The organism is Cryobacterium sp. MP_M3 (genome assembly GCF_015752155.1).
GTDB lineage: Bacteria > Actinomycetota > Actinomycetes > Actinomycetales > Microbacteriaceae > Cryobacterium.
In genome coordinates this window covers 617699-630649 of sequence record NZ_JADOVI010000001.1, presented here as the reverse complement: position 1 = coordinate 630649, position 12951 = coordinate 617699, and the positions used below count along the sequence as shown (strand labels likewise).

Annotated in this window: 13 protein-coding genes and 1 tRNA gene; 8 read left to right on the top strand and 6 right to left on the bottom strand. The window is 69.2% G+C overall.

What is annotated here, in order from left to right; all coding sequences use genetic code 11:
- Nucleotides 1-80 precede the first annotated feature (80 nt).
- The 4 genes from pstS (at nucleotide 81) to pstB (ending at nucleotide 4155) form a co-directional block, all read left to right on the top strand.
- Complete coding sequence (gene pstS, locus IWX89_RS02885; protein ID WP_196902036.1) at nucleotides 81-1169, top strand: phosphate ABC transporter substrate-binding protein PstS; 1089 nt, start codon at nucleotides 81-83, stop codon at nucleotides 1167-1169.
- Nucleotides 1170-1304: 135 nt separating this feature from the next.
- On the top strand, nucleotides 1305-2249 hold the full coding sequence (gene pstC, locus IWX89_RS02880; protein WP_196902035.1) for a phosphate ABC transporter permease subunit PstC: 945 nt from the start codon (nucleotides 1305-1307) through the stop codon (nucleotides 2247-2249).
- On the top strand, nucleotides 2249-3337 hold the full coding sequence (gene pstA / locus IWX89_RS02875; RefSeq protein WP_196902034.1) for a phosphate ABC transporter permease PstA: 1089 nt from the start codon (nucleotides 2249-2251) through the stop codon (nucleotides 3335-3337). Before pstC ends, pstA begins: the two co-directional genes overlap by 1 nt.
- Nucleotides 3338-3375: 38 nt before the next feature.
- Nucleotides 3376-4155 carry a phosphate ABC transporter ATP-binding protein PstB gene (gene pstB / locus IWX89_RS02870; protein ID WP_134506797.1) on the top strand — a complete coding sequence of 260 codons (780 nt, stop codon included), beginning with the start codon at nucleotides 3376-3378 and terminating at the stop codon, nucleotides 4153-4155.
- A 90-nt stretch (nucleotides 4156-4245) separates the two neighbouring features.
- On the opposite strand, the gene IWX89_RS02865 is transcribed toward pstB, so the two are convergent.
- The 4 genes from IWX89_RS02865 to IWX89_RS02850 all read right to left on the bottom strand — a co-directional run bounded on the left by IWX89_RS02865 (nucleotide 4246) and on the right by IWX89_RS02850 (nucleotide 7524).
- Nucleotides 4246-5133, bottom strand: a complete 888-nt coding sequence (locus IWX89_RS02865) for an aminodeoxychorismate lyase (protein ID WP_196902033.1) — start codon at nucleotides 5131-5133, stop codon at nucleotides 4246-4248.
- Between the two features lie 23 nt (nucleotides 5134-5156).
- On the bottom strand, nucleotides 5157-6023 hold the full coding sequence (locus IWX89_RS02860; protein ID WP_196902032.1) for an anti-sigma factor domain-containing protein: 867 nt from the start codon (nucleotides 6021-6023) through the stop codon (nucleotides 5157-5159).
- Nucleotides 6020-6616 (bottom strand): sigma-70 family RNA polymerase sigma factor, encoded by a 597-nt coding sequence (locus tag IWX89_RS02855; protein WP_196902031.1) that lies wholly within the window; start codon nucleotides 6614-6616, stop codon nucleotides 6020-6022. The genes IWX89_RS02860 and IWX89_RS02855 overlap by 4 nt, the downstream gene beginning before the upstream one ends.
- A 278-nt stretch (nucleotides 6617-6894) precedes the next feature.
- A complete protein-coding gene (locus IWX89_RS02850) occupies nucleotides 6895-7524 on the bottom strand; it encodes a DNA-directed RNA polymerase subunit beta (RefSeq protein WP_196902030.1) in 630 nt (209 codons plus the stop codon).
- Between the two features lie 107 nt (nucleotides 7525-7631).
- Here IWX89_RS02850 and IWX89_RS02845 point away from each other — a divergent pair.
- From IWX89_RS02845 to IWX89_RS02830, 4 genes are all read left to right on the top strand, one after another.
- Nucleotides 7632-7704, top strand: a tRNA-Lys gene (locus IWX89_RS02845).
- A 276-nt stretch (nucleotides 7705-7980) separates the two neighbouring features.
- Nucleotides 7981-8364: a hypothetical protein gene (locus IWX89_RS02840; RefSeq protein ID WP_196902029.1), complete on the top strand. Its 384-nt coding sequence runs from the start codon at nucleotides 7981-7983 to the stop codon at nucleotides 8362-8364.
- A gap of 21 nt (nucleotides 8365-8385) precedes the next feature.
- Nucleotides 8386-9558 carry a cation:proton antiporter gene (locus tag IWX89_RS02835; protein WP_196902028.1) on the top strand — a complete coding sequence of 391 codons (1173 nt, stop codon included), beginning with the start codon at nucleotides 8386-8388 and terminating at the stop codon, nucleotides 9556-9558.
- 146 nt (nucleotides 9559-9704) lie between these two features.
- Nucleotides 9705-10157: a hypothetical protein gene (locus IWX89_RS02830; RefSeq protein ID WP_196902027.1), complete on the top strand. Its 453-nt coding sequence runs from the start codon at nucleotides 9705-9707 to the stop codon at nucleotides 10155-10157.
- Between the two features lie 75 nt (nucleotides 10158-10232).
- On the opposite strand, the gene IWX89_RS18925 is transcribed toward IWX89_RS02830, so the two are convergent.
- Both IWX89_RS18925 and IWX89_RS02820 read right to left on the bottom strand, forming a co-directional pair.
- Entirely contained in the window at nucleotides 10233-11477 is a 1245-nt protein-coding gene (locus IWX89_RS18925) for a GAF domain-containing protein (protein WP_196902026.1), read from the bottom strand.
- Nucleotides 11478-11592: 115 nt separating this feature from the next.
- Nucleotides 11593-12912: a DUF445 domain-containing protein gene (locus IWX89_RS02820; RefSeq protein WP_196902025.1), complete on the bottom strand. Its 1320-nt coding sequence runs from the start codon at nucleotides 12910-12912 to the stop codon at nucleotides 11593-11595.
- Nucleotides 12913-12951: the final 39 nt, after the last annotated feature.

The following is a 12951-nucleotide window of genomic DNA, read 5'->3' as shown; positions in this document are numbered from 1 at the left end:
AATATGGTCTCACCGAGGCCAGCACCGGCTTCTGTCTTGCAATCAAGTAATTCTGCAGTCAACCCTCGAAAGGGATCCTTGTGAATTTCACGCGTTTTGGCCGACCCGCGGTCATCGCCGTCGTTGCCGCTCTTGCACTCTCCTCCTGCGCCGCGAACGAGGCAGCACCCGCCGCCTCTGACGCCGCCAGCACCCTGACCGGTACCCTGACCGGCGCAGGCTCGTCCGCCCAGGGCTCAGCCCAGGAGGCCTGGATCGCAGCGTTCCAGACCGCCAACCCCGACGTCACGGTCAACTACGACCCGTCCGGCTCCGGCGCAGGCCGCGCAACCTTCATCGCCGGCGGCTCCGACTTCGCCGGCAGTGACTCCTACCTGAAGGACGAGGAGCTGGCCGGCACGTTCGCCGCCTGCGCCCCCACCGGCAAGGCCGTCGACCTCCCGGTCTACATCTCCCCGATCGCCGTTATCTTCAACGTCGAGGGCGTCAAGGACCTCAACCTCGACTCGGCCACTCTCGCCAAGATCTTCAAGGGCGACATCACCACCTGGAACGACCCGGCCATCGCCGCGTTGAACCCGAAGGCGACCCTGCCGACGACGGCGATCACCGCCGTGCACCGCTCGGACGACTCCGGTACCACGAAGAACTTCTCCGACTACCTCAACCAGACCGCACCGGACGTCTGGACCGAGAAGCCGGGCGACCCCTTCCCGTACCAGACCGGTGAAGGCGCCAAGGGCACCTCCGGTGTCGTCGACGCCGTCACCAACGGCACCGGCACCATCGGCTACGCCGACGCGTCCAAGGCCGGCAAGCTCGGCGTTGCGAAGATCAAGGTCGGCGACAAGTTCGTCGGCTACACGGCCGATGCCGCCGCCGCCGTCGTGAACGACTCGCCCCTCGTCGAGGGCCGCGACGCGAGCGACATCGCCATCAAGATCGACCGTCTCACCACGGACCCGACGCACTACCCGCTCGTGCTCGTGAGCTACGCGCTGGTCTGCACCGAGTACGCCAAGCCGGCCCAGGGTGAGCTCGTCAAGGCTTACGTCAGCTACATGGCCGGCACCGACGGCCAGTCCGTCGCCGCCTCGGCCGGTGGTGCAGCGCCGCTGTCCGCCGAGCTGGCCGACAAGGTCGCCGCGGTCCTCAAGACCATCAAGTAACACCGCTTCGAGTCTGCCCGGCCCGGGAGTCGCATTGCATGCGCCCCCGGGACCGGGCACACTTAGGTTTGTGGCCAGCGGCTCGAACCTCCTCCCCCCACTCCAGCACCTCACCACTCCAGGGAGACGCCCGGCATGACCACCACCGTTGCCCGTGACTCGATCCGGGCCCCCCAGCGAGCCGGCGACCGGGTCTTCTCGACCGCGACCGTGGTGGCCGGCAGCCTCATCCTCGCCGTGCTCGCCGCCGTGGCGGCCTTCCTGCTCGTGCAGAGCCTCCCGGCGTTCGTGGCCACACCCGCCGACTTCAACGGCGACGCCGCCAACTTCTGGGCCTATGTCTGGCCGCTGGCCTTCGGCACGCTCTGGTCGGCATTCCTCGCGCTCCTGATCGCCATCCCGCTCGCGATCGGCATCGCCCTCTTCATCTCGCATTACGCCCCGCGCAAGCTCGCCCAGGGTCTCGGCTACATCATCGATCTCCTGGCCGCCGTGCCGTCGGTGGTGTTCGGCCTGTGGGGAATCGGCGTGCTCGCCCCCCTGCTGCAGCCCTTCTACACGAGCCTGGTCGAATGGTTCGGCTGGATCCCCCTCTTCGCCGGTCCCGTCTCCGGAACCGGGCGCACGATCCTCACGGTGTCGATCGTGCTGGCCGTGATGGTGCTGCCGATCATCACCGCGATCTGCCGGGAGATCTTCCTGCAGACCCCCGTGCTCTACGAGGAGGCCTCCCTGGCCCTCGGCGCGACGCGCTGGGAGATGATCGCGATGGCGGTGCTGCCCTTCGGCCGCTCCGGCATCATCTCCGCGTCGATGCTCGGCCTCGGCCGCGCCCTCGGCGAGACCATGGCCGTCGCCATGGTGCTCTCACCGAGCCCCCAGGTCATCTTCCAGCTGCTCACGTCCCAGAACCCGACGACGATCGCCGCGAACATCGCCCTGAACTTCCCCGAGGCGCACGGCACCGGCGTGAACATCCTCCTGGCCACCGGCCTCGTCCTGTTCGTGATCACCCTGGCCGTGAACATGGTCGCGCGGGTCATCATCAACCGCCGCAAGGCATTCTCTGGAGCGAACTGATGAGCACCACCACCGTGGCCGCGCCCCTCACCAACTCGCTCACCGCCGGCAAGCTGCCCAAGTACTCCGCGGTCGTCGTGCTGCTGGCGAGCTGGCTGGTGACCGCCGCCGTCTTCCTGATCGTGCAGCTCGCAGGCATCAGCACGAGCTTCAACGTCGCCGGCACCCTGTTCTTCGGCACGGTGCTCTACTGCATCGCGATATACCTGCTCTCCTACTTCGTCGAGGGCGTGCGGAAGGCCAAGGACCGGCTGGTCACGGCTCTGGTCACCGCCGCGTTCGTGATCGCCCTGCTCCCCCTGGTCTCCCTCGTCGCCACGACGGTCATCAACGGGCTCCCGGCCTTCCTCACCCCGACGTTCTTCACCTCGTCCCAGCGCAACGTCGTCGGCGCCGGCGGCGGCGCGCTGCACGCCGTCATCGGCACCCTGTTCATCACGGGCCTCGCCACGGTGATCTCCGTGCCGATCGGGCTGCTCTCCGCGATCTACCTGACCGAGTACGGCCGGGGCCGGCTGGCGCGGGCGATCACCTTCTTCGTTGACGTGATGACCGGCATCCCCTCGATCGTGGCCGGCCTGTTCGCGTTCGCGCTGTTCTCGCTCCTGTTCAGCGACCCCGGGATCCGGTTCGGATTCGGCGGCGCGATCTCCCTGTCGGTGCTGATGATCCCCGTGGTCGTGCGTTCGAGCGAGGAAATGCTCAAGCTCGTGCCGAACGAACTGCGCGAGGCCGCCTACGCCCTCGGCGTGCCGAAGTGGCTGACCATCCTCAAGGTGGTGCTGCCGACATCCCTCGCCGGAATCGTGACCGGCATCATGATCTCGATCTCCCGCGTGATCGGCGAGACCGCGCCGCTGCTGATCATCTCCGGTTTCACCGCGAGCATGAACTACGACCTGTTCAAAGACCGGATGATGACCCTGCCGGTGTTCGTGTACACCCAGTATGCCAACCAGGGAACGGACACGCAGGCCTACCTCGACCGGGCCTGGGCGGGGGCGCTCACGCTGATCCTGATCGTGATGCTGCTGAACGCTATCGCCCGGCTGATCGCCAAACTCTTCTCCCCCAAGCTCGGCCGTTAGGCTCCACCCGGCCGCTGGCCTCAAACTCGAAGGAATGCATGTCCAAGCGCATTGAAGTCAACGACCTCAACGTCTATTACAGCAAGTTTCTGGCTGTCGAAGGCGTGTCGCTGACGATCGAGCCTCGCACCGTCACGGCCCTGATCGGGCCGAGCGGGTGCGGCAAGTCCACTTTCCTGCGCACGCTGAACCGCATGCACGAGGTCATCCCCGGCGCCTACGTCAAGGGCGAGGTGCTCATCGACGGCAACAACCTCTACGGCCCCGGCGTCGACCCGGTGCTCGTGCGCCGCCAGGTGGGCATGGTCTTCCAGCGCCCGAACCCGTTCCCGACCATGTCGATCGGCGACAACGTGCTGGCCGGCGTGAAGCTGAACAACCGGCGGATGGCGAAATCCGACGCCGACGACCTGATCGAGAAGTCGCTCCAGGGCGCCAACCTGTGGCAGGAGGTCAAGGACCGCCTCGACAAGCCAGGCTCGAGCCTCTCCGGCGGCCAGCAGCAGCGCCTCTGCATCGCCCGGGCGATCGCCGTACAGCCCGACGTGATCCTGATGGACGAGCCCTGCTCCGCCCTCGACCCGATCTCCACCCTCGCGATCGAGGACCTGATCGAGGAGATGAAGGCCGACTACACGATCGTCATCGTCACGCACAACATGCAGCAGGCCTCTCGGGTCTCGGACCGCACCGGGTTCTTCAACATCGCGGGCACCGGCAAGCCCGGCAAGCTGATCGAGTACAACGACACCACGACGATCTTCTCGAACCCGAGCATCCAGGCCACCGAGGACTACGTCTCCGGCCGCTTCGGCTGACCCGCGCGCCACACCCGCACCCGGCATCCGCTCCCGCCCTTGAGCCGCTCTCGCGGAAGGGCGGGGCGGCGACGGGCGAGTCGAGTCGAGTCAGGCCGTGCGGGCGAGGAGGTGGGCGTTGAGGGACCGGGTCAGGTCGGAGTCCGCCGGGCACGGCTCACCATCGATGGAGGTGACGGCCACGGCCAGGCGCACGCTGGAGACCAGCCACACCGCCTCGGCGTGCCGCAGCTCCGCGACCGTGACATCCCGGTACTCCGTCTTCTCCCCCGCGGCTTCGAGGTACTCGAACACGCTCTGCTGGGTGGTGCCGTGCAGGATGGCGCCGCTCGGCGCCGGCGTGACGTAGACGCCGCCCGACCGGATGATCACACTCGACGTCGGGCCCTCCATCACGTAGCCGTCATGGGTGGTGAAGATCGTGTCGTCGGCGCCTCGGCGCTTCGCCTCGCGGATCGCCGCCATGTTGATGGCGTAGCTGAGAGTCTTCGCGCCCATCAGCAGCCAGGGCGCCTGCTCGGCCACCCCGCGGGGGTAGCCGCGGTCCAGGGTGACGACGCGCACGCCCTGCTCCCGCACCGCGCGGTAGTCGGGCGCCGCTGTGGCGTGCAGCCACGCCGTGGGGGCCGGCCCCGACTCGACGCCTCGGCTGAGCACGAACTTGAGCGCGAGTTCTCCCTCACCGGGGATCCGGTCCACGGCGTAGGCGATCGCCGCCCGCCACTGCGCGGCGTTGGGCACGGGCAGCTCGCAGATCTCGGCCGAGTTCCGCAGCCGACTGATGTGCGGTTCGACCTCTTGGGGGTGGCCGTTCACCACGCTGAGGGTCTCGAAGATGCCGTCACCGCGCTGGGTGCTCAGCTCGCCCACCCGCAACGCCGGTGCGGTCGATTCCATCTCGTGGAAGGTGTCGGCGAAGTCGGTGCGGGGCGAATCCGCGGGAACCGGGTCGATCAGCAGGGTGAAGGGCAGCGTCATACCCCGAGCCTACTTCGATCGAATCAGGAACTCTGGATGGCGACAATCGGGTCGGTCGTCGGCTGCGTGGAGCCGCCCTTGGGTTCGACCGTGACCCCGATCAGGTCGCCGACCGTCATGCTGCCGTCGAGCACGCGCCAGACCGTTCCGGTGCCGGAGGAGCCGAAGGTCCCCGCCGAAACCGGACCCTTCCCGCCGATGTACCAGAGCTGATAGTCCTTGTCGGAGGGCAACGCCGGCAGGTCGTCGACCAGCAGGGCGGAGAGTCTGCGTTCGGCGGACCAGACCAGGGTGGCCTGGTGGCCGTCGGCGGTGGTGGTCGAGGCGCGCTTGGAGTCGGGCGCCGAGTTGATCTGGGCCAGTCCGGCCGCCTGCTGCTGCTGGAACTGGTCGGTGTTGAACGCCTGGCCGACGAAGGCGCCACCCACGAAGAGGGCGACGGCCGCGGCGGCGGCGGCGAGCATGCCGACCGGTCCACGGAACCAACGCTGCCTGGCCCGCTCGCTCGCGGTGCCTCGCGTGGGCGCAGCGATGGGCGTGACGGGGCCGGCGGATGCCTCGGCGGCGGTCGGGGCGGCATCCGGTGCGGCACGCACGGCCGGGGCGTCCGCGGGAGCCGGGAGCGGGGGAAGCTGCGGGGTCGAGGAGAGCCGGGCCATCAGCGACGCCTTGAGGGCTGCGGACGGCTGGACCGGCGCGGTCGCCAGGCCAAGGGCCACGGCCGTGTCGCTGAGCTCAGCGGCCTCGATCCGGGCCTGCTCCGAGGAAGCGAGGTGGGCTTCGTAGCCTGCGGCCTCGTCAGGGTTGAGCGCGTGGAGGGCGTAGGCGCCGGACAGCTCGCCGGGGTTCTCGCCCCCGTTGTCGACGCGGTTGTTGCCTGGGCCGGTCATGACACCACCCCCAATTCGTCCCTCAGACGGATCATGCCGTCTCGAAGGCGGGTCTTCACAGTACCGAGCGGGATATGCAGGCGTTCGGCGACTTCGCTGTGACTGAGACCGCCGTAGTACGCGAGGCTAATCGCCTGGCGTTGCAGTTCGGTCAATCTGGACATCGCCTTTTCCACCCTTTCATGCTCGATTCGTGTTTCGACGGTTTCGGACACGTTGTCGTACTCCACCGCGAGGTCGCGGATGCCGATCTTCGTGTCCCGGTCGCGGCCGGCCTGGGACGACCGGATGCGGTCGACCGCACGCCGGTGCGCCATGGTCAGGATCCAGGTCGAGGCACCGCCACGCGCCGCCTCGTACCGCGACGCCGACTGCCAGATCTCCAGGAAGATCTCCTGGGTCACCTCCTCCGACTGCGCGTGGTCGACCAGCAGGCGTTTGACCAGGCCGAGCACCCGAGGTGCCATCTGGTCGTACAGGTCCCCGAAAGCCGCTTCGTCTCCCTGGGCCACACGGCCCAGCAGCTCCTCCTTGGAGGCAGGAGCACTCGACTCAAGGTCGAAGTCGAAATCAGCAGTCATGAGACCTAGCATGTCAGGTCTTCTTCCGTTCCATGACTAGGGTTCGGTGCCGAACCCGGCTCGGATTGGTGGAAAGACGATTCAACGGAGAAGAGAATGCAGAGTGAAGGCCGGGCCGCAGAACGCCTCTCGGCGCGAGGCCGCTCGGAGCGGCGAATATTGGAGCCCGGGGTTACTGCGGCCCGACCAGCATCCAGTGTAAACGACGACCTCGGATGTTTTGTTCCCCGGCCCCGGAAGGCGACGGCGACCCGGGCCCGGCAGACCGACCGCGGCCGGTGTCCCGGGGGTCAGTCGAGGGACTCGCTGCGCCACAGCCGAGCGCAGGAGCCGAACTCCTGGGCCGTGGTCGAGAAGCGCAGCGCGCGGGTGGTGAGTTCGGTGGCGCGCGCAGACTCGGTTGCTTCGTAATCGTCGGCGACGCTCGTGCAGCCGATCGAGACCACCCGGCAGAACGCGGCGGCGCGATCGAGGGCGACGGCGAAGTCGCCGGCGAAGACCCCGCGGAGAATCTGGTCGGCCAGGGCGATGATCTCGTCGGGCCCGGCCGGCACCGCGACGCCGGCGACGACCGGGTCGATCGCCACGGTGACTTCGGTGCCGCGCTGGTACAGGAGGGCAGAGCCCTGGGGGTCCTGGCGGATCAGGAGCCGCACCAGGTAGATCCGCCAGAGCGCACCGGGGAGGCTGCGGGCGGTCGCGCTCGCCCACAGTTCGGCGACGGCGTCGATGCCGTGCTCGTCGGTGTAGGCGACCAGCCGGTCGACGACGGCGGGATCCGGATCGTCCCGCACCCGGGCGAGGAGGGCATGGGCCGTTTCGTGGGCGACCCGGCTGATCGAGGCCGGGTCGTCGCCGCCCTGGAAGGACTCGAATTTGCTGCCGGAGAACTGGGTCGGCTTGTGGAAATCGTCAGCCATCGCATCCTCCTGGTGTTCGCTCCGGCACATCCGCCCCGACGAACCGGGACGCACTTCAACGGTACCCAGAAAAACCTCGCGTGAATCCACGCTAGATTATTAACCGCGGGCCTCTAGCTCAGTTGGTAGAGCAAAGGACTTTTAATCCTTGGGTCGTCGGTTCGAGCCCGACGGGGCCCACTTTCTTCGCGTCATCGCGTGAGCGGCCGCATGCGATCCCTGCGAGCCCACGCGTGGCTATGCTCCGGTGAAGACCCGGCGGGATCACGGATGTGCGGACCGCCGAGCGGGCGGCCCTGGCGTTCGACAGCGTGATCTTCCGCCGGCACTGAACCGGGACATGCGCGGCTCCGGCGCCGAACTACTACGCTCGAACCAGCGGCGGTTGGTGTCGGCCCGCGGACGGCCAGGACGAGCTTCCGAACGACCCGAATGAGGAGACGAGGAAGGACCACAATGTCCAGGAAAGTGAAGTGGCTCGACCAGCCCGACGCCGACGACTTCCCGAAGGCGGCGAACTACCTGCATCTGCTCGTGAACGACAACGCCGTTGACGCCACCGTCGGCGCGCTGGAGGCGGCCCCGCTCACGCACCAGAAGGCCAAGGACATCCTCCGGGCCAGCGGCCTGCCGCTGCTCGACGCCGCCAATCCGCACGTGGCGTCCTACCTGAAATTGATCCGTGACGGGGTGAGGCTGTCCCCGATCCTGCTCGTGCGCGGCAATCTCCCCGCCGGGGTGCCGCTGCACATCGCGGACGGGTACCACCGGGTGTGTGCCACCTACCTCACCAACGAGAACACCGACATCCCTGTGCGGCTCGCCGACCTGACGCTCTGACCGACCCGGGACCGTGCAGCGATGACCTTCCAGACCCTGGCGATCATCTCGGTCGTCGCGCTGCTCGGGCCGCTTCTGGCGATCCCCCACCGTGCTCGTCTGCCGGTGATGCTCGGTCAGCTCCTGGCGGGGATCGTCGTCGGGCAGAGCGGCCTCCGGCTGGTGGATTCGGCCGACCCCGCGATCACGCTGCTGGCCGATGTGGGCTTCGCGCTGATGATGTTCGTCGCCGGAAGCCACGTTCCCCTGCGGGACGGTCAGAACCGCTCCGCACTCAGCAAGGGGGCTGCCCGCGCGACCGTGACTGGCGTGGTCGCCGCCGGGCTCGGGGTGGGGATCGCCGCGCTCTTCGGAATCAACCACGCGCCGCTGTACATCGTGCTGCTCGCGTCATCGTCTGCCGCCCTGGTGCTGCCCATCATCGATTCCCTGCGGCTGAAGGGGAGCCCGGTGCTCGAGGTGATCGCGCAGGTCGCCATCGCGGACATCGCCGCGATCGTGGCGCTGCCGCTGGCGATCGACCCGCCCAACGCCGGCCGGGCGGCGCTCGGCGCGGCCGCGGTGGCCGGCGCATCCGTGGTGCTCTACCTCGTGCTCTCCCGGCTGGAGGCGAACGGGGCCAGACTGCGGCTGCACCACCTGTCGGAGTCCCGCAAGTTCGCACTGGAGCTGCGAATCCAGCTCGCGATCCTCTTCGGCATGGCGGCCCTGGCGGTCTACAGCCACGTGTCGATCATGCTGGCCGGGTTCTCGTTCGGGCTGGCCGTTGCCGCCGTCGGCGAACCGAGGCGACTGGCCAGGCAACTGTTCGCCATCGCCGACGGATTCCTCGGCCCGCTGTTCTTCGTCTGGCTCGGCGCCTCCCTCAACCTGCTCGACCTCCTGAACCGGCCGCAGATGATCCTGCTCGGCCTGTCGCTGGGGGTCGCCGCAGTGCTGGCACACGCCGTCACGCGGGCCCTCGGGCTGCCGCTGCCGCTCGGCCTGATGTCGGCCGCGCAACTCGGGGTGCCGGTGGCCGCGGTGACGATCGGCAGCCAGTCGAACCTGTTGCTGCCCGGCGAAGCCGCGGCGCTGATCCTGGGTGCCCTCGTCACGATCGGGGTGTCCGCGGTCGCGGGCGGGCGGGCGGCCGCGCTTCCGGAGGCCGAGCCGGTCTCCCCGCCACGCTCCCCGGAGGCCGCGACCCCCTGACGCAGCGGGCGTCCTCTCGGACTGCGGAGTGCACTCTTCGGAATTCCCGGCGGGCGCACAGCGTTGATGCGGTCAGTGCTCGGGTTTCCCGCTCATACTGCAGAACAGAACGGGCACGGCCCGGCGACGAATCAAGGAGGTCGCACGTGGAAAGAGTGAATGAAGAGGTAGAGGTCAACACCGGGGTGATCGAGAAGTACCGGCGCCACGGCAACGGGCGCGGACTGGTCTCCCCCGCAGCCCGGGTGCACGCGAGCGCGTTCGTGTCGAGCACGGCCTATGTGGAAAGCGGCGCGCAAGTCAGCGCCGAGTCGTGGATCGGACCCGGAAGCTGGATCGACCACGGGGCCGTGATCGGGTCGAAGGTCTTCATCGGCCAAAACGTGCACGTGGGCGCGGACGCGAAGGTGGGAAACGGAGCCCGGCTGGGCAGCCACTGCCGGATCGGCCGGAACGCCCGCATCCCCGCCGGCACCGTCCTCGACCGGGACCTCCGGGTGCCCGACAACGCGGTGGCCGCCGCGACCGCGTCACGGGCCGCCCACGCCGCCCATCGCCGGGCCGACCTGCCGGGGACCGGGCTCCGTTCGGCCGCCTGACCCGGTCGCCCGCCTGACCCGGTCGCCCGCCTGATCCGGCGTCAGTCGGTGTCCCGTCGCCCGCCTGATCCGGCGTCAGTCGGTGTCCGGTCGGTCGGTGCGGGGCGGATGCCGCAGCTCGCGCTGGACCATCAGCGCGAGCTCCCGCAGCAGGACCAGGTCCACCTGCCCGTCGGGGCGAGGCTCCGGGTCGAAGACGCAGAGCGCGCCGATCCGCTCCCCCGAGGGAGATTCGATCGGGAACCCGGCGTAGAAGCGGATGTGCGGCTCGCCGACCACGAGCGGGCTCTCCCGGAAGCGTTCGTCGAGCAGGGCGTCCGAGACCACCATCGGCTCCGGGCCCTGGATCGTGACCGTGCAGAAGGAACTGCTCCGCGGCACCTCATAGGGGTCGAGGGACACCCGCGCCTTGTGCCACTGCCGGTCACGGTCGATCACCGTCACCGCGGCGGACCGGGTGCCGAACATGATCCGGGCGAGGTCGGCGATCCGGTCGTACCGCTCCTCCGGCGCCGTGTCGAGGATGCCGAGCCGGTCGACCGCGTGCTGCCGCATCGCCTCGCGGGTGGCAGCGTCCTTCGGAACGATCGGGGTAGCCTCCCGCGCGAAGGCGAAACGCTCCGCCTCCAGCGCGGGCACCATCGACGCCGCGAGCAGCTCCGCCCAGTGGGAGTACACCTCCGGCGAGCGATATCGACCGGAGGCGGGCGGCGGAGCCCCCTCGAGGGGCACGAAGTCGGCACGCGGGATGTCGGCGCAGATCGCGGCCGTGGCCCGGTTCAGCCTGCGGGCGTGCGCGTCGGCCAGGTCGCCGAGCGGGCTGTCGAAGACGGGGATCGAGCGGATGGGCTGGACCCCGGCGGCGAACACCCGGGTGCTGCCGGATGAGCTCCGGACCAGCTGGCGCAGCAGCCTGCCCAGCTCGAGCCGCCACACCCGCTCGGAGGCCAGGGTGACCGATTCGTTCACCCCCAGGGTGACGACGATCGCGTCGAACCGGGTCAGCCTCAGGTCGCCGAGGTCGGTGAGCGCGGTGACCGACGTCATCCGGGACAGGGCGAGGACGTCGACGTCGACGCCGCGCCCGGTGCGCACCGACACCGCGCGGGCCAGCGCCCCGGGCAGGGCGAGGTCGTGGCTCATCACCCCGCGGCCGACCGCGGGCCCGGAGCCGAAGACGAGGATGCGGTCGGAATCGACGCCCGCGGCGTGCGCTTGCGGGGCATCCGTGGGCATCGGGATGTCCGTGGCTTCCCTCTCGGCTGCCGCGGCCCAGGCGCGCATCGTTGGCGCCAGCGACCTGCGGATGAGTTCGTGCACCGATTCCTCTTGCGATTCTGCGCGCGAGGGTGGTCCACGCGGGTTGGCCTAGTATCCCCCATCCGCTGAGATTGTATGCAATTCGGGGCCGGGTGTCGCGGCCGCAGGCCCCGGGTCAGAGCAGGGACACGACGGCCTGCGCGGCCGCGAAGATGGCCAGCCCGGCGAGGGCGCCGACAACCGTGCCGTTGATGCGGATGAATTGCAGGTCCTTGCCGACCTGCAGTTCGATCTTCTCCGAGGTCTCTGTCGCGTCCCACCGCTCGACGGTCTCGGTGATGACCCCGGCGATCTCGTGCCGGTAGCTCCGCACGAGGTAGCTGGCCGAGTCGGCCAGCCACCGGTCGATCCGCGCCCCGAGGGCGCCGTCTTCGAGCAGGCGGGCGCCGACCTCGATCACGGTCGAACGGATGCCGGCGCGCAGCGCGCTCGCCGGGTCGCCGAGGGAATCGACCAGGGAGGCTTTCACCGCCTCCCAGGTCTCCCCGGCGAATTCGCGCAGCCGGGCACTGTCGAGCAGTTCGAGCTTGAGCGTTTCCACCCGGTTGATCATGGCGGGATCGTGCTGCAGGTCACCCGTGAGTTCGACGAGATAACGGTCGATGGCCGCCCGCAGCGGGTGGGCGGCATCCGTGCGGACGGCGTCGAGGAAGGCGAGCACCTCCCGGTGGGCCTTGTCGTCGACGAGCTTGTCGACAAAACCGGGTAGCCAGCTCGGCAGGCGCTGCGACACGGCCCGGCCGAAGGCCTCGGGGTGCGCGAGGAGCCAGCCCTGGGCACGCTCGAGCAGCAGGTCGACGACGGCGTGCTGCTGCCCCGACTCCACCAGCCGCTCACCGACCCGGCCGATCGGCGGCGCCCAGTCGGCCTGCACGAGGTGCTCACGGGCGACGGTCTCGATCAGGTCCTTGATGGCGTCGTCACTGAGCAGTTCGAGCAGCCCGGTGCCGGCCACCGCGACCTCGTCGGTCAGCCGGCCGGCGTTTTCCGGCGACGACAGCCACGCGCCCAGCCGGCGGGACACGCCCATCGATTCGAGCTTGCCCCGCACGACGTCCTCGGAGAGGAAGTTCGTCTCCACGAACTCGCCCAGGCTCGCGCCGATCTCGTCCTTGCGGCTGGCGATGATGTTCGTGTGCGGGATGCGCAGTCCCAGCGGGAAGCGGAACAGGGCGGTCACCGCGAACCAGTCCGCCAGCGCACCGACCATGCCGCCCTCGGCAGCCGCGCGCACGTACTGCAGCGCCGGGTAGCGCTCCTGGAGCGCGAAGGACACGGCGAACACGACGGCCATGACGAGGAGCAGGCCCACCGCGAGGCGCTTCATCCGCACGAGGGCGCTCAGGCGCGCGGCATCCGACGGGCTCAGCCGCGCCGGGGCCGGTGCCAGGGCGTGTTCGGGCCTGTCGTTTCGCGGTGACGTCGGTCTGGCCATCCCCCCAGCCTGCCCGATCAGGCCCCGCCGGCGAAACCC

Excerpts from the sequence above, each read along its gene's own strand:
- pstC (WP_196902035.1), top strand. The coding sequence starts at position 1,305 with ATGACCACCACCGTTGCCCGTGACTCGATCCGGGCCCCCCAGCGAGCC.
- pstA (WP_196902034.1), top strand. The coding sequence starts at position 2,249 with ATGAGCACCACCACCGTGGCCGCGCCCCTCACCAACTCGCTCACCGCC.
- pstB (WP_134506797.1), top strand. The coding sequence starts at position 3,376 with ATGTCCAAGCGCATTGAAGTCAACGACCTCAACGTCTATTACAGCAAG.
- IWX89_RS02865 (WP_196902033.1), bottom strand. The coding sequence starts at position 5,133 with ATGACGCTGCCCTTCACCCTGCTGATCGACCCGGTTCCCGCGGATTCG.
- IWX89_RS02860 (WP_196902032.1), bottom strand. The coding sequence starts at position 6,023 with ATGACCGGCCCAGGCAACAACCGCGTCGACAACGGGGGCGAGAACCCC.
- IWX89_RS02855 (WP_196902031.1), bottom strand. The coding sequence starts at position 6,616 with ATGCTAGGTCTCATGACTGCTGATTTCGACTTCGACCTTGAGTCGAGT.
- IWX89_RS02850 (WP_196902030.1), bottom strand. The coding sequence starts at position 7,524 with ATGGCTGACGATTTCCACAAGCCGACCCAGTTCTCCGGCAGCAAATTC.
- IWX89_RS02840 (WP_196902029.1), top strand. The coding sequence starts at position 7,981 with ATGTCCAGGAAAGTGAAGTGGCTCGACCAGCCCGACGCCGACGACTTC.
- IWX89_RS02835 (WP_196902028.1), top strand. The coding sequence starts at position 8,386 with ATGACCTTCCAGACCCTGGCGATCATCTCGGTCGTCGCGCTGCTCGGG.
- IWX89_RS02820 (WP_196902025.1), bottom strand. The coding sequence starts at position 12,912 with ATGGCCAGACCGACGTCACCGCGAAACGACAGGCCCGAACACGCCCTG.